The 23,330-nt window shown below is 70.8% G+C and carries 23 protein-coding genes and 1 pseudogene; 2 read left to right on the forward strand and 22 right to left on the reverse strand.

What is annotated here, in order from left to right:
* Positions 1 to 378: 378 nt before the first annotated feature.
* The 13 genes from ABD353_RS34515 to ABD353_RS34575 form a co-directional block, all read right to left on the reverse strand.
* The gene (locus tag ABD353_RS34515; protein ID WP_344627656.1) at positions 379 to 3,024 is read right to left on the reverse strand and encodes an AfsR/SARP family transcriptional regulator; all 2,646 of its coding nucleotides are present in this window, start codon (positions 3,022 to 3,024) and stop codon (positions 379 to 381) included.
* Entirely contained in the window at positions 3,021 to 3,446 is a 426-nt protein-coding gene (locus ABD353_RS34520; RefSeq protein ID WP_344627657.1) for a pilus assembly protein TadG-related protein, read from the reverse strand. Before ABD353_RS34520 ends, ABD353_RS34515 begins: the two co-directional genes overlap by 4 nt.
* Positions 3,443 to 3,883 (reverse strand): TadE/TadG family type IV pilus assembly protein, encoded by a 441-nt coding sequence (locus tag ABD353_RS34525; protein WP_344627658.1) that lies wholly within the window; start codon positions 3,881 to 3,883, stop codon positions 3,443 to 3,445. The genes ABD353_RS34520 and ABD353_RS34525 overlap by 4 nt, the downstream gene beginning before the upstream one ends.
* Positions 3,884 to 3,933: 50 nt before the next feature.
* Positions 3,934 to 4,323 (reverse strand): TadE/TadG family type IV pilus assembly protein, encoded by a 390-nt coding sequence (locus ABD353_RS34530; RefSeq protein WP_344627659.1) that lies wholly within the window; start codon positions 4,321 to 4,323, stop codon positions 3,934 to 3,936.
* Positions 4,324 to 4,337: 14 nt separating this feature from the next.
* Positions 4,338 to 4,559: a hypothetical protein gene (locus ABD353_RS34535; protein ID WP_344627660.1), complete on the reverse strand. Its 222-nt coding sequence runs from the start codon at positions 4,557 to 4,559 to the stop codon at positions 4,338 to 4,340.
* A gap of 42 nt (positions 4,560 to 4,601) precedes the next feature.
* Entirely contained in the window at positions 4,602 to 5,489 is an 888-nt protein-coding gene (locus ABD353_RS34540) for a type II secretion system F family protein (protein WP_344627661.1), read from the reverse strand.
* Positions 5,486 to 6,352: a type II secretion system F family protein gene (locus ABD353_RS34545; RefSeq protein ID WP_344627662.1), complete on the reverse strand. Its 867-nt coding sequence runs from the start codon at positions 6,350 to 6,352 to the stop codon at positions 5,486 to 5,488. Before ABD353_RS34545 ends, ABD353_RS34540 begins: the two co-directional genes overlap by 4 nt.
* Positions 6,349 to 7,683: a TadA family conjugal transfer-associated ATPase gene (locus ABD353_RS34550; protein WP_344627663.1), complete on the reverse strand. Its 1,335-nt coding sequence runs from the start codon at positions 7,681 to 7,683 to the stop codon at positions 6,349 to 6,351. The genes ABD353_RS34545 and ABD353_RS34550 overlap by 4 nt, the downstream gene beginning before the upstream one ends.
* Positions 7,680 to 8,507: a CpaE/TadZ family protein gene (locus tag ABD353_RS34555; RefSeq protein ID WP_344627664.1), complete on the reverse strand. Its 828-nt coding sequence runs from the start codon at positions 8,505 to 8,507 to the stop codon at positions 7,680 to 7,682. Before ABD353_RS34555 ends, ABD353_RS34550 begins: the two co-directional genes overlap by 4 nt.
* On the reverse strand, positions 8,507 to 9,208 hold the full coding sequence (locus ABD353_RS34560) for an SAF domain-containing protein (protein ID WP_344627665.1): 702 nt from the start codon (positions 9,206 to 9,208) through the stop codon (positions 8,507 to 8,509). Before ABD353_RS34560 ends, ABD353_RS34555 begins: the two co-directional genes overlap by 1 nt.
* Before the next feature lie 45 nt (positions 9,209 to 9,253).
* Entirely contained in the window at positions 9,254 to 10,114 is an 861-nt protein-coding gene (locus tag ABD353_RS34565) for a hypothetical protein (RefSeq protein WP_344627666.1), read from the reverse strand.
* A gap of 23 nt (positions 10,115 to 10,137) precedes the next feature.
* The gene (locus ABD353_RS34570; RefSeq protein ID WP_344627667.1) at positions 10,138 to 10,650 is read right to left on the reverse strand and encodes a hypothetical protein; all 513 of its coding nucleotides are present in this window, start codon (positions 10,648 to 10,650) and stop codon (positions 10,138 to 10,140) included.
* 381 nt (positions 10,651 to 11,031) lie between these two features.
* A complete protein-coding gene (locus tag ABD353_RS34575) occupies positions 11,032 to 11,241 on the reverse strand; it encodes a hypothetical protein (protein WP_344627668.1) in 210 nt (69 codons plus the stop codon).
* Between the two features lie 324 nt (positions 11,242 to 11,565).
* Between ABD353_RS34575 and metG the strand changes: the two genes are divergently transcribed.
* A complete protein-coding gene (gene metG, locus ABD353_RS34580) occupies positions 11,566 to 13,290 on the forward strand; it encodes a methionine--tRNA ligase (RefSeq protein ID WP_344627669.1) in 1,725 nt (574 codons plus the stop codon).
* Positions 13,291 to 13,318: 28 nt separating this feature from the next.
* On the opposite strand, the gene ABD353_RS34585 is transcribed toward metG, so the two are convergent.
* Genes ABD353_RS34585 through ABD353_RS34595 form a run of 3 tightly spaced genes read right to left on the reverse strand, consistent with a single transcriptional unit; the run spans position 13,319 to position 15,597 of the window.
* Positions 13,319 to 13,516 (reverse strand): hypothetical protein, encoded by a 198-nt coding sequence (locus tag ABD353_RS34585; protein ID WP_344627670.1) that lies wholly within the window; start codon positions 13,514 to 13,516, stop codon positions 13,319 to 13,321.
* Entirely contained in the window at positions 13,510 to 14,256 is a 747-nt protein-coding gene (locus ABD353_RS34590; protein ID WP_344627671.1) for a 2'-5' RNA ligase family protein, read from the reverse strand. Before ABD353_RS34590 ends, ABD353_RS34585 begins: the two co-directional genes overlap by 7 nt.
* Before the next feature lie 15 nt (positions 14,257 to 14,271).
* A complete protein-coding gene (locus ABD353_RS34595; RefSeq protein WP_344627672.1) occupies positions 14,272 to 15,597 on the reverse strand; it encodes a helix-turn-helix domain-containing protein in 1,326 nt (441 codons plus the stop codon).
* A 359-nt stretch (positions 15,598 to 15,956) separates the two neighbouring features.
* On the opposite strand from ABD353_RS34595, the gene ABD353_RS34600 reads away from it, so the two are divergent.
* Complete coding sequence (locus ABD353_RS34600) at positions 15,957 to 16,544, forward strand: HD domain-containing protein (RefSeq protein ID WP_344627673.1); 588 nt, start codon at positions 15,957 to 15,959, stop codon at positions 16,542 to 16,544.
* Between the two features lie 41 nt (positions 16,545 to 16,585).
* Here the strand turns inward: ABD353_RS34600 and serS are convergent, their stop codons facing one another.
* The 6 genes and pseudogenes from serS to ABD353_RS34630 form a co-directional block, all read right to left on the reverse strand.
* On the reverse strand, positions 16,586 to 17,818 hold the full coding sequence (gene serS / locus ABD353_RS34605; protein ID WP_344627674.1) for a serine--tRNA ligase: 1,233 nt from the start codon (positions 17,816 to 17,818) through the stop codon (positions 16,586 to 16,588).
* Positions 17,819 to 17,907: 89 nt separating this feature from the next.
* Positions 17,908 to 18,726 carry a shikimate dehydrogenase gene (locus ABD353_RS34610; protein ID WP_344627675.1) on the reverse strand — a complete coding sequence of 273 codons (819 nt, stop codon included), beginning with the start codon at positions 18,724 to 18,726 and terminating at the stop codon, positions 17,908 to 17,910.
* 25 nt (positions 18,727 to 18,751) lie between these two features.
* Complete coding sequence (locus ABD353_RS34615; protein ID WP_344627676.1) at positions 18,752 to 20,302, reverse strand: hypothetical protein; 1,551 nt, start codon at positions 20,300 to 20,302, stop codon at positions 18,752 to 18,754.
* Positions 20,303 to 20,316: 14 nt separating this feature from the next.
* The gene (locus tag ABD353_RS34620; protein ID WP_344627677.1) at positions 20,317 to 22,014 is read right to left on the reverse strand and encodes a radical SAM/SPASM domain-containing protein; all 1,698 of its coding nucleotides are present in this window, start codon (positions 22,012 to 22,014) and stop codon (positions 20,317 to 20,319) included.
* A gap of 47 nt (positions 22,015 to 22,061) precedes the next feature.
* Positions 22,062 to 22,712: a carbamoyltransferase C-terminal domain-containing protein gene (locus tag ABD353_RS34625; protein WP_344627678.1), complete on the reverse strand. Its 651-nt coding sequence runs from the start codon at positions 22,710 to 22,712 to the stop codon at positions 22,062 to 22,064.
* Between the two features lie 54 nt (positions 22,713 to 22,766).
* A pseudogene (locus tag ABD353_RS34630) lies at positions 22,767 to 23,234 on the reverse strand (carbamoyltransferase N-terminal domain-containing protein); the annotation flags it as partial.
* Positions 23,235 to 23,330 lie beyond the last annotated feature (96 nt).

Here is a 23,330-nt window from a genome sequence, read left to right on the forward strand (position 1 = left end):
GCGGCCCCGGGCGGGCGCTCGCTCACCGCTTCGCGGGCCCGACACGCCCGCCGGGGCTGGGGTCGGTCGGCAGGGACACAGGCCGAAACGGAAATGGAGAGCAGCAACGGCAGGCAGCGGGACGGGCAGATCACCAGCACACACGCGCCGGGCGGCCGACGCGCGCGTGGAGACCGGGTTGGACCAGATCCCGGTTACCGAGTCTGGCCCCGCCGCGGCGCTCCATCAGGGCGCTGACCTGCCGATACGGCCGCGTACGGGGTGTCCGTTCAGAGCAGGACAGCCTGTTGGACGCCCATGGCCGGACACCCGTGGTCGGACACCCGATTGGTCAGGCCGGTCGGCCGACCTCGTCCGCGGGACGGGGCAGGAACGGGCTCACGGCCGTCGGCCCGCCGCGGTCGGCGGGAGCCGCCGGGGTGCTGCCGCGCTCGGATGGAGGAGGTCGCGGAAGGCTTTGGCGGTAGCCGGCGTGGGCCGCTCGCCGATATCGGCAAGGCTGTCGGTGAGGAGTCCGAGAAGGCGCCGGACCTCGTCGGTCTCTCCGCACGCGAGGTGGTGCCGGGCCAGCCGGAGGTGGAGCTCCTCGTTGTAGGGGTCATGTGAGAGTGCCTCGCCGAGCAGGCGGACGGTGTGCCCGGGCTCCGTGGCTGCCGTCGCAAGGGTGCTCAGTGCGCTGAGGACGCGCCGCCGCGCCTCCTCACGCAGCCCGCCGATCCAGGCGTAGTCGGCGCCTGTGCACAGCTCGCCGGTGTACAGGTCGGCAGCGGTGCGGCAGGCCGCGAGCCGGTCCTCGGGAGCCGGTGCAGTCGTGGCGGTGCGGACGGCCGTGCGGAAGGCGGCGATGTCGGTGCTGATGAGCTGCGGGTCGAGGCGCCAGGTAGTGGAGGCGGAGGTGATGAACTTGACGGAGGTGCCGCAGCCCAGCGCGGCTCGCAGAGAGCTGCGCGCGGTGTTCTTCGCCGTGTTGAACGCCTCGGTGCGCTTGGCCTCGGGGCGCTCCGGCCAGAGAGCCTCCTGGATTGCTTCCTTGGTGGCGCCGTCGGGGTGGAGTGCGAGGTAGGCGAGGAGCTCCCCGGCGGAGCCGGCCATGCCTCTGGTGACGGCGGTGCCGCGGGCCTGGACGAGCAGCGGCCCGAGCACGCTGATCCGGACGGGCCTCGGCCGCAGGTCCTCGTCAGCCGGCCCGGCCGCACTCTTCCCGGGTCTTTCCTGCTGCGCCGGGAAGGCCGGACCGGAGGCCGGCACCAGCGCACCTTCTGATGTGTGCTCGCAATCAGACGGTCCTGCCGGAGATTTCCCGGCGGAGACTCCCGCACCCTTTTCCGGAATTCCCCCGGAGTTCTGCGGCGCAGGCCCCTCCTGACCGGCCGGGCCGGGGGCGTCTTCGAATTCTTCTGCCTGCTCGAAGAGGGCGGCGAGGATCTCCACGGCCTTCACGGGCAGGTGGAACATGCGGACCGTGGTGCCGTCCAGACAGACAGCGGTACCGTCGGCTGCGACCTCGTACAGCGGTCCCCCTGCATCCGCAGGCTGCAGGGGCTCATCCGCCGCAGCGACCAGAACGGCCTGTGCGGACCGGGCTGGCGTGTTGAGCAGTTCGGCGAGCCGGGGACCGGCGCCATGGCCGGCTCCGAGTAGGAGTACGACGCCGTCCGAATCTTCGTCGAGCTGTGCTTCGGCGGCTGCAAGAGCGGCTTCCGGATCCTCGGCCACCAGGAGGGCTCCGGTGCTGTGCGGATCGCTGATACCCAGTTCGCGCAGGGTTCCGTGACTGGTGATCAGCCGCCCGGATGCCTGTCCGGTGAGGAAGCCAGCGACCAGGGCGCAGGCGGTGGCGGCCGCGCCGGGACCGGTAAGGGTGAGGGCGGGCACCGGTGAGCCTGCAAGGAGGCCGGTCAGGCTGACCTGCCGTGTACCGCTGCTGGCGATGAGGACTGCCGACGCCTCGCCGGGCCCGGACTGCACCGGAAGGTGGGGGCGGCTGGTGCGGCGGATGGCCTGGACGAGCGGCTGCTGCTCGGGGTCGCGCGTCTCGGTGCCGGTACTCCCGGCCAGCAGGTCTTCGGGCCGGTAGCCGCGGCGGCGGCGCAGGACGAGGGCGGCGGCAGCTGCGCTGACGGCCGCAGCAACGCAGAGAGCGATGTAGCCGCCGCTGTCGGGAAGTTCGATGCCTGCCTGGTCGCGGGGGACGGAGACCGGAGGTGCCTCGGCTGCAGGGGATCCGGCCCCGGGGGTACCGGGTGCGGGCCCGGATGCTGTGTCCGGTGGCGGGAATGACGGAGCTGCGGATGCCTGTGGCTGCCGGGGCTGTGCCGGCACGGCGGCCAGCCGGGTGGGCAGGTGCAGCGTCCAGCCCGTGTAGATGAGGTCGGGGTCGGTGAGTTCCTGTCCGTCGTCCTGCGGGCGGTGGGCGTTGAGCTCGTAGATCTCGTGCCATCGCAGCGGGTCTCCCAGGTGCCGTTCGGCGAGGTCCCACAGCGTGTCCCCCGCCAGTACGGTGCACCAGTCGGCGCCGTCCTCCTCCTGCCTCAGGACCGTCGCCTGCACGTTCGGGGCGCCACCGGGTACGGCCAGCGCAGCCGCAGCCGCAACCGGCGCTCCGGCGGGCTGGGACCGCACGGAGTTCCCGTCGGCGGGCCGTACGGCTGCGGCGACGGCGAGTACGACCGCTGCGACGAGGATGCCCGCGAGAGTGCGGCGCACCGTGAACCCGGCGGTGTGCCCGCTGCGGATCAGCGGGCCGAGCTGGGCCGCCTGGCGGACGGCTTCGTGCAGGATATGGAGCGCGAGCCAGAGCCACAGCAGCCAGGAGAGGCAGTACAGCATCTGCAGGACGGCCACGGTGTCGTACGGGCTCTGGAGCCAGGCGGCCGCTTCGCCGGCGGTGGGCAGGTGGTGCGGCTGCCAGCGGTCGGCGGCGTGCAGGAGTACGTAAGGAAGGCCGACGAGCAGGGCGGCAAGGGCGGCTGCTGCGGCGAGTCCGCGCAGGAGCTGCCCGGCGCGTCGAGGGGTACCGGTCATGCGCGGCCGGTTTCGACGGGGTGCGCGCTGGCCGTGGCGGTGACGGTGAGGCTGCTGATTCCGACCAGAGTGAGGAGCTGCATGGGCTGTGTCCTGCGGACAGTGACGGTCACGGTGTCGGCGGTGGCGGTGGCGTCGCCGTCCGCTCCTGCGGCCCGGAGGTAGTACTGGGCGGCGCTCTGCGCTTCGGCCGGCCGGAGGCGGGCAGGCCCGCCCCGGCGCAGCGGGCCGAGGTCGATGCGGCGGGCTCCGTCCCGGGCGGCTTCCTCGGCCTGGCCGGAGGCATGGACCCTGGCGGCGAGGACGAGTCCGCCGTCGGTGACGAGGCCCAGAAAGGCGAGCAGTCCGAGGACGGTGACGGCGGCGAACGCGGTGATGGAGCCGCGGTCCGTCCCGCGGTGTGCGGCGGGGGTGGTGGTCATGCGGGTCCTGTGGCGCGGTAGGTGTCGACGGGTGAGGTGAAGGCCTGGCTGAGGCGGCGCTGCCCGGGCAGGGGTGCTCCGGCCAGTCCTGCGAGGGAGGCGGTGCAGCTGACGGTCGCGGTGACGTGTCCGCCGGGGCGGAAAGCGGCGGTGTCGACGGTGACCGCCGTCTGCTGGCAGGCGAGGCCTGCGCCGGCGAGGGCCTGGTCGGCGGCGTGCCGGGCGGCTGCCCGGGCGGCGCCGGGTGTCCGGGCGAGGGATGCGGCCCGGGCGGCCTGGTGCGCGGCGTCCTCGACGCCGAGGCGTGCGGCGGTCATCCTTCCGGCGCCGACCGCGATCAGCAGCAGCATGATGAGCAGGGGTGCGGCGAGCACCGTCTCTGTGGTGGCGGAGCCCCGGTCGCGGCGGGCTGGGTCGGCGGCTGCGCGCCTGGGCATGGGCCTCCTCGGTACGGGCGGGTCGGTGGCTGTTCCGTCCTCGGCGGCGGTCACGGCACGGTGGGCCGTTCGACCGGACCGGCTGCCCGCGCGGTCACGTCGAAGCTGGCGAACGGCAGGACCTGCACCACTCGGCCGTGCACCTGGACGGCGGTGCCGGTCGCGGTCCGCTGGACGGTGACCGACGGGTTGCGCAGTGATCCGGTGCCGGTTCCGGTGAGCAGGCTGCGTCCGGCCCGCTCTCCCGCCGCGGCGTCGGCGCCGTCGGCGCGGGCTGCGGCGAGCGCGCGGGAGGCGGCGGCCTGGGCGATGTGGTGGGCGTGTTCGGCGAGTGCGAACTGGACGATCGCCATCAGGAGCAGCATGAGCAGCGGGGCGGCGAGGACGAGTTCGCTCGTGGCAGCGCCGCAGTCGCGGTGCTGTCGTGGCAGTCGGGCCATGGTGGCGGCGGGGTTCAGAAGGTGAGGCCGTTGGCCTTGTCGGTGACCTTGGCGGCGATGATGCCGAGGACGCCGAGGCCGAGGCCGACGAGGAGGGCGGTGATGATGACGGTTTCGGTGGTGTAGCCGCCGTCGGGCTGCTTCCGGAGTTCGGCGCGCCTGGCGCGTACGCAGGCGGCGGCGAGGAGCGCGGCTGCGCGGGCGGTGGTACGGGCGGCGGCCAGGGTGGTGCGCATTGGCGGTGCTCCTTGCGGTGGTCGTGCGGGGATGGCGGTGGGTCAGAGGCCGGTGAGGGCGTGGGTGAGTGCCGGGTAGCCGATGAAGAGCAGGAAGCCGGCGAAGAGGGTGACCACGGGAAGGCTCATCCGCTCGGTGGCGCCTGCGGCTTCGGCCTCGGCTTCGGCGAGGAGGTGGCCGCGCAGGGTGGCGGCCTTGCTGGTGAGCGAGGCTTTGACCTTGGCGCCTTCGCTTCCGGCGAGGGCCACCGTGGCGGCGAGTTCGGGGAGTTCGGCGACGCCGGTCCGCTCGCCGAGCCGGCCGAGCGGGCCCCAGGGCGCGGTGCGGGTGACCTCGGCCTCGCGCAGCGCGCCGCGCAGGGCGGTGAACGCGGGGCCCTGGCCGGCTGATGCGGCGTCGGCGAGGGCCTGTTCGACGCCGGCCCCACCGGAGAGCGCCACGACGACCAGGTCGAGGAAGGCGGACAGGGCCTGGCGCATCTCGGCGCGGTAGCGCTCCGCCTTGCGGCGGACGGCCAGGTCCGGGGTGCAGAACAGCAGGGCGGCGAGCAGCAGCGCCGTCCACGCGGGGAAGGCGAAGCCGGTGCTGCCCGCTGCCGCCGTGAGCAGGGCTGGTCCCCAGGGGATGAGGAGTCCTGCCATTGCCGCGCCGGCCTTCTCTGCGAGGTGGCGTTCGGCGGGGATGCCGAGGGTGCGGAGGTCGGCGGCGAGGCGGGTGCCCGGCAGGCGGCAGAGCAGCAGCGCGGGGACGAGCGGCGCCCCGGCGCGGGCGGCCCACCCGGCGCCCCGGGGCAGGGGTGCGCGGCGCGGACGGACGGGTGCGGCACGCCGGTTGAGGGCTTCGGCGAGGGTGGGCCTGGGCGGGCGCAGGCCGGTCCACCACAGCCATGCCCCGGCGCCGAAGCCGCCGCCCAGCAGGAGTGCGATCACGCGGCCTCCTCTCCGCGGCGGGCGGCGAGCAGGCGGGCCGGTTCGGTGAAACGGGCGATCCGGCCCAGCCAGGCGAAGGCTGCACCGAACAGGCCCGCGATGAGGAGCAGTACGAGCTGTCCGGTGGCGGAGTCGAAGGGCTGCAGGTAGGGCCGGTTGAGGAGGACCAGGGCGAGCGCCATGGCCAGGGTGGTGCCGGTGACGATGCGGACGCTGGTGCGCACCCGTGCGCGGGAGGAGGCCGTACGGGAGCGCATCTGGGCCTGTTCGCGGGCGGAGGCGGCAAGCCCGGCGAGCATGTCGCCGAGCCGGCCGCTCTGTCGGCCGTCCGCACCGGTGAGCGCGATGACGACGAGGTCGCCGAGCGGGTCGGCGAGGTCGGCGGCCAGCAGGGCGAGGGCCTCGGTCAGGCGGGCGCCGCGCCGGATGCGGTGTGCGCAGGCCGCGATCTGCGGGCGGATCGCAGCCGGAGCGGTCTCGGCGGTGGCGAGCAGTGCCTGCTCCAGGCCGGCTGCTGCGGCCAGGGTGTCGCGGAGCTGCTCGGTCCAGGCCGCGATGGCCTCGATCCGGGCGATCGCCTGCCCATGGGTGCGGTCCCGGCCGAGCAGGGCGGGCAGGAACCAGGTGCCGAGCGCTGCGGCGGGCACGGCCGCGGGCCATCCGGTGAAGGCAAGGGCTGCAACGGCCGCTGCGGCAGCCAGGGTGATCCGGCACCCGGGCCGGGCGGGCCGGTGGGCCCGCCACCAGCGCTCCAGCCTGCTCTCCGGGGAGCCGGGGGCGGGGACGGCGGGCCGCAGACCGGTGCCGAGCAGCCACGCCCCAGCTCCGAACCCCGCTCCGAGGACGAGGACGATCGGGCTCATGCGTCCCACCCGCCCTGCACGGGCGGCCGGTACCCGGCCGCGGCGAGGTCTTCCAGGGTCTGCGCCCGCAGCGGGTAGGCGGCTTCGGCGCGCCGGTCCGGACCGGGCCGGTAGACCTCGTTCGAGACCAGCTGCGCGCCGTCGGCGTCCACGATCTCCCGGATCGAGGAGACGGCTCGTCGGCCCTGCGCGTCGCGGGCGAGGTGCACCACGAAGTGGACGGCCGAGGCGACCAGGAGGTTGGTGGCCTCCAGCGACAGCCGTTCGGGCGCCTGGACCGCGTACGCGGCGAGCTTGGTGAAGACCCCGCGCGAGGTGGAGGCGTGGATGGTGGACAGGGAGCCGTCGTTGCCCTGCGACATGGCATTGCACATCGGGACGACCTCGGCGCCGCGGATCTCGCCGACGATCACCCGGTCCGGGGCCATGCGCAGGCCCCAGCGCACCAGCTCGGCCTGGTCGATGGCGCCTTCGCCCTCGATGTTCGCCTCACGTGCCTGCATCGGGACGACGTCCGGGTGCAGGCCGTCCAGGTGCAGGCCCAGCTCGTACGTGTCCTCGATGGTCACCAGCCGCTCGTGCGGCGGGATTTCGGAGGCCAGGGCGCGCAGCAGGGTGGTCTTGCCCATGTTGGTGCCCCCGGCGACGATGATGTTCTTCCGGGCGAGGACGAGCGCGCGCAGCAGCTCCTCCACCTCCGGGCCGAACACCTCCAGCCGGCGCAGCTCGCGCAGGGTAGCGCGCGGGTGGCGGTGGCGGCGGACCGACAGCGAGACGCGGCCGGAGACCGCCATCACCGCGAACATCCGTGATCCGTCCGGGAGCTGGAGGTTGAGACGGGGTACCGCCCGGTCGAAGCGGCGCTCCTCCGTACCGCCGCGCGCGGCGAGGGTGCGGATCAGCTGCACCAGTTCCTCGTCGCTGGCTGCGATCGGGGCGGCCTGCTCCTTGCGGCCGTCGGCGTAGCGGACGAACACCGTGTCGCAGCCGTTGGCGTCGATGTTCTCCACCTGGTCGTCGTCCAGCAGCCGCTGGAGGCCGCCGAGTCCGAACAGGGTGTCGTGCACGGCCCGCACCAGCCGGGTCTCGGCCTGCCTGTCGAGGACCGGCAGGCCCGCGCGCAGCCGCTCGGCGGTCAGCCGTTCCAGTGCCTTGCCGAGCAGCCGCTCCCCCGCGGCGCGGTGCTGCGCGGGGGTCAGCACCCTGCCGTCGGCCTCGGCTTCCTGGGTGTGGGCGAGCAGCCGGCCGGAGACCACCGTGCGCAGCCGCTCGGCCAGTTCCTGCTCCAGGCCGGCCGGATGAGCGGATGCGTATCCCGTTGCAGTCGTCATGTCGCCCTCCCCAGCCGTGCGGCCAGTCCGGTGTCCGCCTCGACGGGCGGTGCCGTGTCCGTATCCTTCTGTGCCTCCGCGAGCGGTGGCGGCAGCATCCGTGAAAGCTCCAGCGCGAGCCCCCGGGCCTCCGGCATCAGCGTGTAGGGGCCGCGCCGCCACCGGCGCCAGCGCTTCAGCGGGGCACCGTGCAGCAGCGCCACCGACTCGGCGTCGTGCGGCACCGCCCGGCAGGCGGCCGCACCGAGCGTCTCGGCGATCTCACCGGGGCTCCAGGCGCTGTCGCCGACCACCACCGCGACCACGGGCCGCCCGGCCGTCCGGAGCCGGTCCGCGGCGGTGGCCGCGTGCGCCAGCGAACCGACTGCGCCCCGGCACACCAGCAGCACCAGATCCGCGGCCGAGAGCAGCTCCTTCTGCCCGGCGGCCGGCCCGGCGAGGCGGCCGCAGTCCGCCACGACGAGAGTGCCGCCGGTTTCCGCATCGGCCCACTCCGGCGCGAGCGCGCCCAGCGCCGCCGCGCACTGCTCGGGCTGCTCCGGCGCGGTGACCGCCACGGCGCCGCCGGGGATGCGGACGGCGTGCTCGTGCAGCAGCGCCAGGTCCAGGGTCCGCCGCCGGGAGGCTGCTGCCAGCCGGACCAGTCCGGCCTCGCCGGGCAGGCCGAAGCCGAGATGCCAGTCCCCGCCCGCCGGATCGGCCTCGACCACCACGGGCGTACCGGGTCCGCCGGAGGCCGGCTTCGGCCACGCCCCGGCGAGGGCCAGGGCTGCCGTGCTCGTACCGGGCGAGCCCTTCACTCCTGCTACCGCGACCAGTGCCATCAGCCCGCGCCCCCTTCTGCCGCAGCGGCCGGAAGCTCCGCGGCCACCAGCTCCTGACCGCCCGCGGCCACCGCCGCCGCCCTTCCTTCCGGCACCCGGACCGTCAGCACCGCCCCGGCAGCGGAACCGGAGGCCGGAACCACCTCCAGAACCGTCCCCCGCGCCAGCTCCGCACCGCCTCCGGCACCCTCCGACTGCGGCTTCGCCTCGAACAGCGCCACCTGCGCACCCGGGCCGGTCCCCGGCGGGTACTGGCCCTCCTTCAGCGCCAGCGCCATCACCACGCTGCCCGCCGGTGCGGGCATCCCGCCGAGCATCGCGTCCACCAGCTGCGTGCCCGCAGGCAGCGACGTCGCAGCCCTTCGCCCGACCACCGAGGCGCGCCGGTCCGCCTCGACGACCGGCAGCCCTTCGCGCTCGGCACCGAGCACCTCCTTCAGGTCCGCATCCGACAGCACCTGGCCGACGGCCACGGGCCTTGCGAGCGCCAGTACCTGCACCCGCTGTCCGGAGGCGACCGCGACACCGGCGAAGAGCAGCGCGCATGCCGCCATGACGGCGAGACCCGCCACTACCCGCCGCCGGTCCCTGCGCCGCGCCGCCGCACCCGGGCCAGGCTCCTGCGCCCGGCCGCCTCCCTGCCCCGGGGCCACCGGGGCGGCCTCCCGGGAGGAAGGGATCCCCGTCTTCACCAATGCCACCTGCGCACCTTTCCTCGCCCACTGCGAAATCCCCGCTTCCGGCGCCTACCGGCCCGAACCGCCCTTCACCAGGCTCTGGATCTCCGCCACCCGCACCGGCAGTTCTGTTCGGGCCACCAGGTCCGGGAACGTCCCTCCACGGCCGGCACCCGACCACGTCACCGACCAGTGCGTGGTCACAGCCGCTTTGAATACCCCTCCCTCAGACCCGGCCGACGGGCGGGCGAAGACGTGTCCGCAGTCCGGCGAGGCCGCGCTGTCGTCACCGCCCGGCCGGAACGGCGTCCCCGGCCCGCGGCACTCAACCGGACGCGACCCGTCCCCCAGGTCCCATACGGAGGACACCGGCACCGCCACGGCCTCGACCACGACGCCCGGCACCTCCGCCGTCGAACGCACCGGCTTCCACGACGACTGCTCCACCCACAGCCACGACGGCACCCCCACCACCTGCCGGGCCGTCTCCACCGGCGACATCCGCACCACCGGCTTCGGCAGCTCCAGCCGCGAGACCGCCTCCGCAGCCAGCACCGCCGGATCCACAGCCGGCGCCGACGTTCCGCCGCCGGCGATCTCCGCCCACAGCGGCGCGCCCGTGATCGGGCTGTTCCCCAGGCTCCCCTGCGGCAGCGTCCCGCCGCAGTCCAGGAGGTACCACTGCCCGGTATGCCCGTCCGACGTCGTCACCACCTCGGACCGCGGCACGCTCACGCACACCGGCTTGCCGCCGCCCGATCCGGAGAAGCCGCCAGAAGCACTGCCGGGCTTGCCTGGAGTGCTCGCCCCGATAGCAGCCGAGAGGTCGCAATGGCCTTGGAAGCAGGCCGCTGACCCGGTGGTGCCCATGGTGTCGTCGGCCGCTGCACCAGCGGCACAGCCGAAAGGACCCCCGAGCAGGAGACTCACCACCAGCATTCGGCCGAGGTGCCTCAGCATGAACCGACAGCCCCGATCAACTGCTGCTCGACCAGCCACGAGCCGTCCGGCTGCCGGACGATCGCCGTCGCCGAGATGTGCCTGCCGCCCGGCACGTCGTCGGCGAGGCCCCCGTCCCGCTTGTACTTCAGCCAATGAGTTCCATCCAGGCAGTCGGACACTTCGACCCGATCCGGGTGGTCGGCCGGACTCACCTTGGTCACTTGCGGGTTCGAAACCGGGCTTCCATGGCTGACCAGCCCCTTCGCGTGCTGGTCAATCAGGTTCTGCGTCCAGAACGTGAGCGCCTGGCCCTTCATGTGCGATGCCAGCCGCGGGTTCCTGTAGTCCGCGGTCTCGGCGACCGCCGTGACGTCCGCCAGCATCGCGCTGTACGCCGCCAGCGCTTCCGGCGGCGCGGCCAGCGCGGTGCTGCCCCCGGACGGCGGCGCAGAACCCGGTTTCCCAGGGCCCGTGTTCGGCGCCCCGGACGCCGCCCGCGAAGGCGTCGAGTCCACGCTCGGCACACCCGGTCCCCCACACCCGGCAACGCCGACCGACAGCGCAACCGCCAACAGCACGGACGCAGCCGCCCGGCGCCCTCCCGGTACACAGGTGTCCTTCAACCCAGCCCCTCCCCTTCGTCCTTGGCCCACGAAGAACCCGCTACCTGCCTCAGGTACGGGAGTAGACGACCATCACAGCGGGTCCGTTGCCTGAAATCGACTGTATTCACACAGAAGGCCGCAAAGTCTGACAATCCCACCCGCCCTTCCGCTCGGCTCCGAAGCACAACACCGTTCCGGCGGAGGCCTCTTGGAACTGAGGTACCGATCCGTCGGCTCTCACAAAAGAACGAGACGGAGCGTTCACAGGACCGGGGGACAGCCGCTCCCCGCTAACGGCGCCTATCGGGTGAAGCCGGAGCAGAGACCGGGGCTCAGAGCGCTTGCCGCCAGCACCAGGCATGCCGAACGTGCCGCCAGGGCGGTGCACATCGCACGGTCAACCCCCTGTCCAACCAGAATCATCGGGAGCGGCCCGTAGATCCCGGCAATCCGCTCGGCGGCAAAAGAGGCGGCCACCACGTCGGCGACACCCTCGGTCGAGTTGTCCATGAGCCGACCGCGCGGTGACTAAAATGGCCGCAGTCTGCAGCGCGCGCCGCTGCTGATTCGTCCGGCCGTTCGGGACTCGCTTGGCCGCCTGTCCCGGACGGCCGGTCTGCCTTTACGGAACGTTGCGCGCCCATCGTCCGGACGGCGATATAGCGACAGCCCGGTCGGCCGGTTTCGGTACGATGGCACCCGGCCAGGAGCATCACTTCATCACGCAGCGTAGTGCCGTCGGATGCGTTGCGGGCTCAAGCGGATCAGGCCCACAGACACCCGCCCCGCGGGCATCCCAAGTGGTGTCCGCCGGAAATATTGGAGCATCTCAGGATGACCCGGCAGTTGATCACCAGCGCGCTTCCGTACATCAACGGGATCAAGCACCTGGGCAACATGGTCGGGTCGATGCTCCCGGCAGATGTGTACTCCCGATACCTGCGCCAGCGTGGCCACGACGTGCTGTTCATCTGTGCGACTGATGAGCACGGCACCCCGGCGGAGCTGGCAGCACAGGAGGCCGGCCTGCCGGTCGCGGAGTTCTGCGCGCAGGCGCACGACCAGCAGAAGGCGATCTACGACGGCTTCCAGCTGTCCTTCGACTTCTTCGGCCGCAGCTCCTCCCCCCAGAACCGGGAGATCACCCAGGAGATCGCCCGCGAGCTCCACGCCAACGGGTTCATCGAGGAGCGCTCGATCCGCCAGGTGTACTCCAACACCGACGGGCGATTTCTGCCCGACCGCTACATCGTCGGCACCTGCCCGCACTGCGGCTACGACAAGGCCCGCGGCGACCAGTGCGAGAACTGCACCCGCGTCCTCGACCCGACCGACCTGGTGGAGCCGCGCTCCGCGATCAGCGGCAGCTCGGACCTGGAGGTCCGCGAGACAAAGCACCTCTTCCTGCTCCAGTCGAAGCTGACCCTCGAGGTCGAGGAGTGGATCGCGGCCAACGGCGACAACTGGCCGGTCCTCGCGTCCTCGATCGCCCGCAAGTGGCTGACCGAGGGCCTGCAGGACCGCGCGATCACCCGCGACCTGGAGTGGGGCGTGCCCGTCCCGGCCGATGTGTGGCCGGAACTGGCAGCCGAGGGCAAGGTGTTCTACGTCTGGTTCGACGCGCCGATCGAGTACATCGGCGCCACCAAGGAGTGGGCGGACGCCGCCCCTGCCGGTGAGGTCCGCGACTGGAAGTCGTGGTGGTACGAGGCCGACGACGCTGTCCGGTACACCGAGTTCATGGCCAAGGACAATGTCCCGTTCCACACGGTGATGTTCCCCGCCACAATCCTCGGTTCGCGCAAGCCGTGGAAGAAGGTCGACTACGTCAAGGCCTTCAACTGGCTGACGTACTACGGGGGCAAGTTCTCCACCAGCCAGAAGCTGGGCATCTTCACCGATGTCGCCCTGGAGCTGCTGCCCGCCGACTACTGGCGCTACTTCCTGATGGCCCATGCCCCCGAGTCCGACGACTCCAGCTTCACCTGGGACCTCTTCGCCTCGGTGGTCAACAAGGACCTCGCCGACACCCTCGGCAACTTCGTCAACCGCGTGCTCTCCTTCAGCCGCAAGCGCTTCGGCGACGACGTCCCAGCCGGCCACGCCCCGGCCGAGGCCGAGCAGCGCCTCGGCGGTCAGATCGCCGGTCTGCTCGCCGAGTACGAGGCAAACCTGGACGCACTCAACTTCCGCAAGGCCGCCCAGAGCCTGCGCGCCCTGTGGAGCGCCGGCAACGCCTACCTGGACGAGAAGGCGCCCTGGCTCCAGGTGAAGACCGACCCGGAGGCGGCCGCGCTGACCCTGCGTACGGCGATGAACCTGATCTACCTGTACGCAGTCGTCTCGGAGCCGTTCATTCCCGGCGCGGCCAAGGCCATGCGCCAGTCCTTCGCCCTCACCGACACACGGACCTGGGTGACCGCCCAGGAGGCGCAGGAACTGGACCTGGTACCCGCCGGCACCGCATTCACCGTCCCGCCCGTTCTCTTCGCCAAGATCACCGACGAGGATCTGGAGGTCTGGACCGCCCGGTTCGGCGGCCAGCCCGGCACTGCCTGATCAACCGGCCTGCGTCCGGTCCCGCACCTCATGCAAGGCGGGACCGGACGCTCCTGCCGAATTCACCGGGTGAGGCGTTGATGAACTTGACCGCCAGCCGTTCCGCTTCCACCTCTACGAGGGTGACAGCGGCCGATCCCGGAACGTAGTCGGGGTACCGGTCGAAGCCGCTGCCGGTGAGCCGCAGGAGCAGGCACGCAATCCCCCCGCCGTGGCCGATCAGCACAGACTTGTCGGTGGAGGCAGCACTCTTCTGGAACAGCCGCCGAGGCGGATTCGCTCAAGAGTGGTCCAGCGGTAGCGGCGTTCTTCCCTGCGAAGCTCGACCAATTCGACACTGCGTACCGCGAGTTCGGCAGGTTCGAGATCCCGCAGGCCTGCGATCACCTCTCGAAGCGGTTCGGCAGGCACCTCCTGATTGCAGTAGCCGATGCCGAGATGGGGCCTGAGCCTGTCCGCGGCTTTGCTCGTGTGCGCGCCGACAGCAGCGCCGGCCTCGGCCAGCGTGTCGGACAGGCCCAGGATCGGAGTCCAGGGTGCGAGGCTGAAGCGCACCGCGCCTCTCGAGCCCGTGAGGGGGAGGACCTGGAGCGTGAAGGGGTCCAGCTCCGCACAACGTTCCCGGGCAGCAGCCGCCAGGGGCTCAACGTCGCTGTCGCGGGCGACTGCGGCACGGCTCAGGGTGATGTGCAGACCATCAGGGGGTGTGAGATCCAGCTCCGGTCTGGACAAATGCTGCTGGCAGCGGGCCGCGAGTGTATGCACGGCCGGAGCATCGTCCGCCGCGATGAACCAGTAGAGGCGCCGCCGGTCGGCCGTCCACCCCGGACGGTCCCAGTGATTGACCATCGTGGCCACCTCGGAAAAGGCCTTCCAGTCGTGAGCCGCGATGACCTGCGCGTCGGTGAGCGAGGACGGCTGCTCGGCAGGGAAAGCGGAGGCCGCAGCGGGCGCACTCGGGTGCATCGAGCCCCTCTTGGTCTACGGGATGCGGGCGGCGGAGGCGGAGGGCATTGCCTCGACAATGTAGGCGGCCTTCTCGGCCCTCCACTGTGCGAGTTCCGTACCATATTCGGCTACGGCGTCAAGGCGCGACCAGGGCTCGGCGAGTGAACGGAGTTCGTGGGCTCGCTGAACGACGGAGCGGATCGGGTTCGTCTCCCCGGACCGAAGAGCCTCCCTTCCGAGTTCCATCGCCCGTTCGACCTCCGGCTTCGAACGCTGCAGATATGAAGCCGCGACGTCGAGAGTGACGAGAGCGCGGCTCCAGGCCGAGTCGGCCTCGTGAACGTGGTGGTCGATCTGCTCGGCATAGCCGAGGACCTTCGGAGCATCGCCGAGCGCGAGATACACCGTTGTCGCATTCGCCAGGGTCCGCGCCAGGCCGTAAGGCTCGAAGGAGATGCAGGGGGTCAGGCCCGGCGGCGTCCCGACCCGTTCGGCCAGTGCGAGCGCCCGTCCCACGGCACGCTCGGCACCCCGCCTGTCGTTGATCTTCCCGAGGGCGCGCGCTTGCCCGTTGACCAGGAGCCGGATCGCCTGGGGATTGTCGGGCGCGAGGCGGACACCGGCGTCCGCCAGGTCGTACGCCTCCAGGTACCGGCCCGCGTAGTACGCCTCCAGGGACTGCGTCCCCCGGACCCACGCCATCAGATCAACATCCTGGACCGCCTCGGCCAGCTGGTAAGCCTCGGCGCAGTACGCCTTGGCCGAAGCCGGGCGGCCGGCATTGACCGCCATGTACCCGAGAAGCCCGGCCGCGCGAGCGGCGAGGACATACAGGGCTTGCCGCTGCCGTGGATGCTGGCGCCCCGCCAGCAGGTCGTGCAGCGCCGCTCGCAGCTGCGAGCCCACCGGGGCGAGGGCCTGCGGTCCGCTCGCCTCGTAGGACGACACGAGGGCTTCGACGGCCTGCTCGAGCCGTGCCAGGTCCGCAGGCTCCACGTTCACCGTGGTGATCGCGCTCAGCTGATGTGCGATCGTAGCCGGATCGTCCAGCCCCAGCGCCGCCGACGAGGTGCGTCCTCCTCCAGAAGCGCTCTGGTCCGGCGAGGGGGTCGGCAACGCCAGGATCAGTTGATCGGGGATCCCGAGGCCAACGGCCCACTGCCGCAGTTGGTGCCGGTCGCGGATCGCCTTCTTTCCGTTCTCCAGTCTGCTGACTTCCGCCTGGTCGATGCTGACGAGACGCGCCACCGCAGCCTGGGATAGCCCGGTGTGCCGCCGGTAGAAGCGGACGACCGCTCCCAAGTCCCAGCGCTGTAAGGCGGCCACCACCTCAGGCAGCTCCCAGAAGGTCGCATCCACCTTCGCCGTCGCTCCGCGCCCACACGCTGCACATTGACGCTGCGCGTTGTAGCGGCTCAGGGTCGCGCCGCAACCCGTGCAGCGCTGCCGCAGACTCTCCACGCCCACCCCCCAACGGTACGTGATCGAATGACTCCGCTGAGTCCAGACTGCCATAGCCGTCAACCTGAATAGGCACGATCAAGGAACTGATGCGACCGGTCCATGCCACCATGCGGCATTACAGCGTTCACCCGGTCGGCTCGCGCCCGATGCCCTCCCACCGGCGGTCTTGTCAGATGGAAGCCAGTCTCTTGCTCGGCCCGACGACACGAGTCGAGCAATGCCCGCCCGCTTCCTCCGCGTCCTGGGAGATCAAGATGACCGCTTCCCCCTCGGACGTGGCAAGGCGGTACCGCCAAGAGCCGTACGTCAGCCAGGCCGAGCCCTATTACGCCACCAAGGACCCTGCTCACGACTTCACGCACATTCGACGGATACTGGCACGCCTCGAGCTGCTGCGCGACGGGGAGGAGCACCGGCTCGACCTGCTGTACTTCCTCGCCTGCTACCACGGGCTTGTCCCGTGCCTCGACCACGCTGGGTTCCGAGAGGACACGGCCGCGTTTCTCGGCTCGCTCGGGTGGCAACCGGGGGAGATCAGCCAGGCATTCGTCGGCCTGAGGCGCCACTTGGACGGCCCCGCACTCATCGAAGAGCAGCTGGTTCATGACGCCAACTACCTTGAGGCCGTGGGTGCCTTCGGCATCGCCAAGGCTTTCACAACGGGCGGCGCACGGGGGCAGCACTACGAGGAGACCATCGAGCGCGCCAGATACTTCATCGACCGGCCGGTCTTCCGCACACCGGCAGGCAGACGGATGGCTGCCGCGCGCCGGGCATACGCACACGCCTTCCTGGACGACCTGGAGGCCGAGCTCGGCCCGGCCCCCGTCCGCCCGAGCTGACACGCTCGGGCGGACGGTTTGCGCATACTGCTCCGGACCGGTCAGCCCCTCTTGCCGAGCGTGGCCGGCGCCCCGTACTGCTGGAGCACCTCCGGGACCGCGACGACACCGTGCTCATTCTGGAAGTTCTCCATCACCGCGAGCAGGGCCCTCGCCGTGATGCCGGTGCCGTTGACCGTGTGCAGGAACTCGGTGCCGCTCTCACGGCGTACGCGGGTGTTGAGCCGACGGGCCTGGTAGTCGGTGGTGTTGGAGCAGGAAGTCACCTCGCGGTACCGCTCCTGGGAGGGGAACCAGGCCTCGATGTCGTACTTCTTCGCCGCCGGGTTGCCCAGGTCGCCGACGGCGATGTTGACGACCCTGTACGGCAGGCCGAGAGCCTGAACGATCTCCTCCTCGTACGCCAGGATCTCGTCGTGGATCTGCTCCGACTGCTCGGGGAGGCAGAAGACGAACATCTCGACCTTGTCGAATTGGTGGACCCGGAACATCCCTCGGGTGTCCTTGCCGGCCGAACCCGCCTCGCGGCGGAAGTTCGTCGAGAAGGCGGTGTAGCGGGCCGGAAGCTCGTGCGCCTCCAGACGCTCGTCCATGTGGAAGCCGCCGAGCGCGACCTCGGAGGTGCCGCTGAGGTACAGCTCGTCCTTGTCGAGGCGGTAGAGGTTGCTCTCGTCGGTGGGCAGGTAGCCGGTGCCGTACATGGAGCGCTCGTTGACCAGCACGGGGGGCAGGAGGTACGTGAATCCCTTGCTGATAACCCTGTCCAGCACGAAGCGGTACAGCGCCTGTTCGGCCAGAGCCACGTCACCGACCCGGTAGGCGAAGCGCGCCCCCGACAGCCTGGCGCCGCGCTTCATGTCCACCCACCCTGTGCGCGAGGCCAGTTCGAGGTGGTCCTTGGGGGTGAACGGGAAGACCGGGATCTCGCCCCAGGTCCGGACGACTTCGCCCTCGTCCTCGCCCCCGGCGGGTGCGGTCGGATGCGGGAGGTTCGGAATCGTGTCGAGGAGCTGCCGACGGTGGGCGGCGGCCGTATCCAGTGCCTCTTCCGCCACTCGCAGCTCTTCCTTGAGCCGCTTCAGCTCTTCGATCTGCTCCGCCGTCGGTGCGCCCTTGGGGCGCTTCTGAGATCGAAGCCGGTCGACTTGGTCCACGAGTTCACGCCAGGACGCGTCGACCGCGAGAAGGTCGTCGAAGTCCTGAGCCGCGCCTCGCCGGGCGAGGGCAGCGCGGAAGTAGTCGGGCTCTTTCCGAGCGGCTTTCAGATCAATCACCCTGGTCATTGTAGTGACCTGGCATCGGTTCGGCGGTGCCAATATCAACCACCGCCCATGCAAATCCGAGTGATTGATTGATCATCAGATCATGGGGTCGGCGTTCCGAGGAGCGCCACCGCGGCAGCACTCATCGCCTCGATCGGGGCCTCGCGGCACCCGGTCTGAAGGACGACCTGACGTGCCGCCTGGTGCAGCAGCATGGGCAGCCCTCCGATGACCTGTGCGCCCTCGTCGGCTGCGGCCCTCGCGAGAGGCGTGGGCCAGGGCAGATAGAGCACATCGAGCAGCGTCCTGGGCGCGGGCAACAGGCTGCACGCCAGTTCGTCTGCGGCCCCGGGTGGCAGAGCCGAGACCACCAGATCCGCGCCCAGGTACCGCGAGGCCTCATCCCACGGCCTGAGCATGACGGAGATGCCCAGGCGCGCAGCAGCCTCCAGCAGCGGACCGGCTCGGCGGTGAGTCCGTGCAACAACGGTCGCCTCGGGGCAGCCGAGTGTCCGGAGCACCGCCAGTGCTGTCGCCGATGTGGCACCTGCCCCGAGAACGGTCGCCGTGGCAGGCCGCTCGGCCCCGAACCCGCGGAGGGCTTCAGCCATGCCGTGCACGTCGGTGTTGTCACCGACCTTGCGCCCGTCCTTCACAATGACGGTGTTCACCGCACCGACGTCGCGTGCAACCGGAGTCAGCTCGTCGAGCAGCGGCAGCGCGGTACGTTTCAGCGGCATGGTGAGGGACAGGCCGCCCCAGCTGTGGTCCAGCGCGGCGAGGAAGCCGGCGAGCATCCCGGGGCTGCATTCGATCGCCTCATAGGTCCAGTCGAGGCCGAGCGCCCGGTACGCGGCCCGGTGGATCACCGGCGACAACGCCCCGCCGATCGGCGATCCGAGGATGGCAACCCGTTTCACGACGTGCGGCTCCTCTCGGTCGAGGTCAGCTGAAGAGGTTCTCGTACTTCCAGTACTGGATCTCCCACTGCGTGGCCAGCGGATCCTGCGCCGCCTCACGAGGCAGGAGCCCGTGCTTCACCAGCGTGTGCTGGAGCCCCTCGAACTCCCTCCACCCCCAGGCAAGGAAGTTCTGAACGTCGCCAACCAGTGCGGATGTCGGCAGCAAGGCGATGTCGGTGAACAGCGGCGCCTTCAGGGAGGCCAGGCCCGGAGATCCGTAGCGGTGCAAGGGAGGGAGGTGCTCATCCTCCAGCATGGCCAGGGCTTCGAGCAGATGGTCGATCACCTGGAACTGGTACCAGCGGCACGTGAAGGCCTGGCCGCGTTTGGCGGCCTTGTCGACAACTCGCAGCTTTCGCCAGATGATGAAGTTGATGAACCGCCACCTGCGCTTCTGCACGTGGATCCCAGGCGGCCCGACGTCCCGTTTGGCGAGGTCTGCCAGCCACCGGAACGGCTCGGCAGTCCGCATCACCCCGTCATAGGTCCTGCTCACGATGCGGTCGGAGCCGAGCTCCGAGGCGAGATAGACGACCTCACCGGCCCTGGCCGCTTCGCGAGCAGCGACGTGGAACGCTTCGCCGGGCGCCCGGCTCTCGGCGACCCACATCGTGCTGTGGTCGTCCGTGTAGGGCGCTGCGTGGGCCGCCAGTTCGGATGCCCAGCCGCCGCAGGCCGGCTCCGGCTCGCTGAGGCCGTGCGACGCGCAGTGCTGGCGCAGAGCGGCGTCCAGGCCGCGAACGGTCCACCGGGCCAGGGCGAGGTGGTCGGCGAGCCTCCGGTGGGCGTCGAGCGTGGTCGACGCCTGCCGATCGGTGCGCAGCATGGCCTCGGCGTAGGTGCTGCGCCACTTGGGGTGCGGTGCGTAGCGGCCCGCGTCCAGGTAGGCGAGTTCCAGTGACGCGGTGGCGGCCCTGAATGCGCTGCGGACGGTTTCGTAGACCGGCCCCTGCCGGTCGGCGAGGCGGCGGGCGGTCTCGCCCCATGTGACGATCCGGGTGCGTGCATCGTCCTTGCGGGCCTGCAGGACATCGGCCGGCCAGTGTCCGGCGCGGCGCAGCAGCCTTGCGTGGATCCCGGCCGGGTCGTGGATGGGCCGGGCGTCGAGGAACCAGGTGAGGAGCCACTCGCTCTGCCGGTGCCAGTTCGGCCGTCGCTCGGGGTGGTGGAAGAGGGCGCTCAGGTCTGCGCGCCGGAGGCTTTCAATCTCGAACCGCATGCCCTTGTCGCACACGTCGCCGTACAGGGTGCCGAGGTCGAGGCGGTCGATCAGCCGCTCGAGGCGGCCGGCGTATCGGAGATAGTCCTGCTCGCGTTCGAACATGATGAACATGTCGAGGTCGGAGTGCCGGTCGGCAGCGCCGTACGCGACGGAAGAGGTGATCACGACTGCGATCCGGTCCTCGATCGCGGGCAGGTGTCGGCGGATGGCCGGGAGCAGATGGTCGCGGAATGCTTCGGTGGCGCTACCGCGCAGCCGCAGGGAGTCCCCGGTCGGCTGCGCGGTCGCGGGTGTCGCGGGTATGGTGGGCATGTCTCCCCGGCGGCTCAGTCCAGCGTCTGGTGTCCGATGGAGTAGGAGAGCGTCCGCGGCCGGGCCGAGACCTCTCCGAAGAGCAGCTGCCGTTCGGTCCGGCTCGGCCGGTGCCACCAGGTGTCGCTGATCGCACCTTGGGGCCTGACCTGCTGGAACAGGTCGTCGATGAAGAGCCGGTTGAAGCGCCTGGTGTACTGGCAGCTGCGCAGGTCGATGGCCATCTCGTCGCCGGTGTGGACCATGGCGTCGTAGGCGCAGCCGTTGCCGCACATGCCTCGGGCCTGGCAGCCGTCGCAGTGCGTGTAGTAGATGGGCGACCGCTTCCGCCACTTGTCGACGACGGTGGAGCGGTAGGCGTCGACGTCGAGCTGGCGCATGGCGAGGCGGTCCATGACGAGGAAGCTCTTGCACGGGCCGACGTTGCCCTTGGCGTCGACGTTGAGGTTGGTGCCACCGGCTGCCCCGCAGTCGTGGAACCGGTAGCGCTGCTGCACGAACGGCTGGAGCTTCCGGTAGACGAGTTCCAGGAACAGGCCGCGGTCGCGGAAGGCCTGGTGGATCCCGTACATCCGGTCGGCGTAGCGGTCGGGGTCGACCAGCTGGTCGAAGTCCTTCTGGTCGGGGGTAGGCGGCTTCATGAAGTTCACGCCGAGCCCGGTGGGCTGGTAGGTGTCGAGGAACCACTCGATGATCTCCTCGGAGCGGTCGAGGTTGTGCTGTCCGAGCACCATCGACAGGGAGACCTCGGCGCCCGCCTTCTTGAGTTGCCGCACGCCGGCGTCGACCATGCGCCAGGAGCCGCGGCCTCCATGGTTGCGGCGGAGGGCGTCGTGTACGTCGGCAGGGCCGTCCATGGAGACGATGCACTTGACGTCGTGTTCGGCAAGGAAGGCGGCCTGGCGTTCGCGGATCAGCGTGGCGTTGGTGCCGATGACGAACCAGAAGTTCTCGCCCGGGCGGGCGGCCCGCTCGGCGGTCTCGACGATGTGCTGGACCTGGTGGAAGAAGAGCGTCGGCTCGCCCCCGGTGATGTGGATGATCTTCGGGCGCTCGACCTCGGAGTTCGCGAAGAAGAACTGGATGACCTCGGCCAGCCGGTCGGCGTCGGTGGGCTCGGCCTGCGGCGCGAGCACGTTGGGGATGACCTTGCAGTACGAGCAGGAGAGGTTGCAGACATCGGTCAGCAGGATGCGTAGCAGGGTGAAGGAGACCTCCATCTCCGTCTTGGCGTCCTCCTGCCGCATCAGCGACCGGTGGAAGGACTCCGGGTGGCCTCCGGCTGCCGTGACGAAGCCGTGCGTCTGCATCGCCTGGGCGAGAGCAGGGTCGGCGGGCTGCCGGCCAGCCTGGATGTCCTCGAAGGTGTCCCGCAGGATGCGACCGCCGTACAGCTGTTCCTGCCGCAGGGCGCTGTTGAGGCACCATGCTCCGCCGCCGAGGTAGAGGAGCTGGGTGTTGGTCTCGGCCTGCGGTCCGGTATGGCGGACCGGGGCAGGGGGAAGGGCTTCGGCGTCGAGGTACACCTGCGTGGTCGCGATGCTGTTGTCGTCGCCGAGGACCGGCAGGCCGTCGCGGCCGTAGCCGTCCGCGTCTACCGTGGTCGCCGCTCGGACGCGCGGGAGGGGAAGGAGTACCTGCGGGTCGGCCTGAGCGGACGGCGGGGAGCACGAACCGCATCCGTCCGTTCCGATCCTGAATGTGGGTTCCATGGCGCCTCCAAGGAGTGGCTGCTGGATGTCGGCTTGGGGTGCAGGGTTCACCGGCGGGTGATGAGGAGGTCGTCGAGGACGAGGGCGTCCAGGCCCATGTCGAGGAACTCGGCGATGGCATCGGCCGGGGTCTCCACGATCGGGTTCCCGGCAGCGTTGAATGAGGTGTTAAGAAGGACGGGGACGCCGGTCAGCGCACCGAACCGTTGAAGCAGGGCGTGGTATCCGGGGTTGGCCTCCTGGCGCACCACGTGCACCCGGGCCGATCCGTCGACGTGGACGACCGCGGGGATGTGCTGCCGGGAGGCGGGCCTCACACGCGTGGCCTGCAGCATGAAAGTGGTGGGCGCACCCGGCGCGAGCTCGCGGGGCACGAGGTCGAACCAGTCGGGCGCCGCCTCGGCGGTGACGCTCGGAGCGTACGGGCGGAATGGCTCTCGGCACTTGATGTCGCGGTCCAGGCGGACCTTGGTCTCCGGTCGCCTGGGATCGCCCAGGATGCTCCGGTGCCCGAGCGCCCTGATCCCGTACTCGCTGCCGCCCCAGTACCAGCCGATGATCTGTCCTCGCGCAAGCCTGGCTGCGACATCGCCGACGAGGTCGGCGGCGGGCTCGATCCGGATCCGGGCGCCGAAGTCCCCGACAGCGCCTCGGACCTCGGCAGTTGAGTAACGGCGGCCGAGCTCGGCTGTGCGCATGTCCCACGACCGCGGCTGTACGAGGACACAGTGCCACGTCCAGAGGGCGTTCCCGAGAGCCTGTCCAACGTCCGACGCGGCAGGCTGGACGAAGAAACCTTCGAGGTCCAGCTCGCGGGCGATCCTCTGGTTTGCGACGCAGTTCAGCGCCGTACCGCCCGCAAGGCACACTGTCCTGATGCCGGTCGTGTCCACCGCGCGGCGGACGAGACCGAGGAGGGCCCGCTCCAGCGCGGACTGGGCGAGCCCGGCAACTTCGTGGTGCAGCTCGGTGATCTGTCCGCCGGGATCGCGGCCTTCGTCGTGCGGGACGCCCGTCGCGGTGGTGAGCCACTCGGCGACTGCCCGGGTCTTCGCGTGGTGCCGCTGAGGCAGTCGGCACCGCAGCTGTTCTCCCTCCCAGGTGAAAAGCCCGGCATCATCCCACTTGCCGGTCGAGTGAGCGGCGAGCGCCATCGTCTGTCCGGCGTCGTGGTAACTGGAGAAGCCGAGCCACTTGGTGACATAGTTGTAGGCGCTGCCGAGTGACTGGGCGTTTCGTCCCTGGTTTCGGGGGTCAGGTTCCGCGCCAGGTCGGGGTGGATTCGCCGGTGAGCCGACGGGTCATGAGGCCGATCA

It is taken from the genome of Kitasatospora arboriphila (genome assembly GCF_039528095.1).
GTDB classification, from domain to species: Bacteria; Actinomycetota; Actinomycetes; order Streptomycetales; family Streptomycetaceae; genus Kitasatospora; species Kitasatospora arboriphila.

Bases quoted from the DNA above. Each gene is read 5' to 3' on its own strand.
- ABD353_RS34625 (WP_344627678.1), bottom strand. From the start codon at position 22,712: ATGCGCACAGCCGAGCTCGGCCGCCGTTACTCAACTGCCGAGGTCCGA.
- ABD353_RS34590 (WP_344627671.1), bottom strand. From the start codon at position 14,256: ATGCACCCGAGTGCGCCCGCTGCGGCCTCCGCTTTCCCTGCCGAGCAG.
- ABD353_RS34600 (WP_344627673.1), top strand. From the start codon at position 15,957: ATGACCGCTTCCCCCTCGGACGTGGCAAGGCGGTACCGCCAAGAGCCG.
- ABD353_RS34515 (WP_344627656.1), bottom strand. From the start codon at position 3,024: ATGACCGGTACCCCTCGACGCGCCGGGCAGCTCCTGCGCGGACTCGCC.
- ABD353_RS34620 (WP_344627677.1), bottom strand. From the start codon at position 22,014: ATGGAACCCACATTCAGGATCGGAACGGACGGATGCGGTTCGTGCTCC.
- ABD353_RS34525 (WP_344627658.1), bottom strand. From the start codon at position 3,883: ATGCCCAGGCGCGCAGCCGCCGACCCAGCCCGCCGCGACCGGGGCTCC.
- metG (WP_344627669.1), top strand. From the start codon at position 11,566: ATGACCCGGCAGTTGATCACCAGCGCGCTTCCGTACATCAACGGGATC.
- ABD353_RS34520 (WP_344627657.1), bottom strand. From the start codon at position 3,446: ATGACCACCACCCCCGCCGCACACCGCGGGACGGACCGCGGCTCCATC.
- ABD353_RS34555 (WP_344627664.1), bottom strand. From the start codon at position 8,507: ATGGCACTGGTCGCGGTAGCAGGAGTGAAGGGCTCGCCCGGTACGAGC.
- ABD353_RS34535 (WP_344627660.1), bottom strand. From the start codon at position 4,559: ATGCGCACCACCCTGGCCGCCGCCCGTACCACCGCCCGCGCAGCCGCG.
- ABD353_RS34550 (WP_344627663.1), bottom strand. From the start codon at position 7,683: ATGACGACTGCAACGGGATACGCATCCGCTCATCCGGCCGGCCTGGAG.
- ABD353_RS34530 (WP_344627659.1), bottom strand. From the start codon at position 4,323: ATGGCCCGACTGCCACGACAGCACCGCGACTGCGGCGCTGCCACGAGC.
- ABD353_RS34575 (WP_344627668.1), bottom strand. From the start codon at position 11,241: ATGGACAACTCGACCGAGGGTGTCGCCGACGTGGTGGCCGCCTCTTTT.
- ABD353_RS34545 (WP_344627662.1), bottom strand. From the start codon at position 6,352: ATGAGCCCGATCGTCCTCGTCCTCGGAGCGGGGTTCGGAGCTGGGGCG.
- ABD353_RS34615 (WP_344627676.1), bottom strand. From the start codon at position 20,302: ATGCCCACCATACCCGCGACACCCGCGACCGCGCAGCCGACCGGGGAC.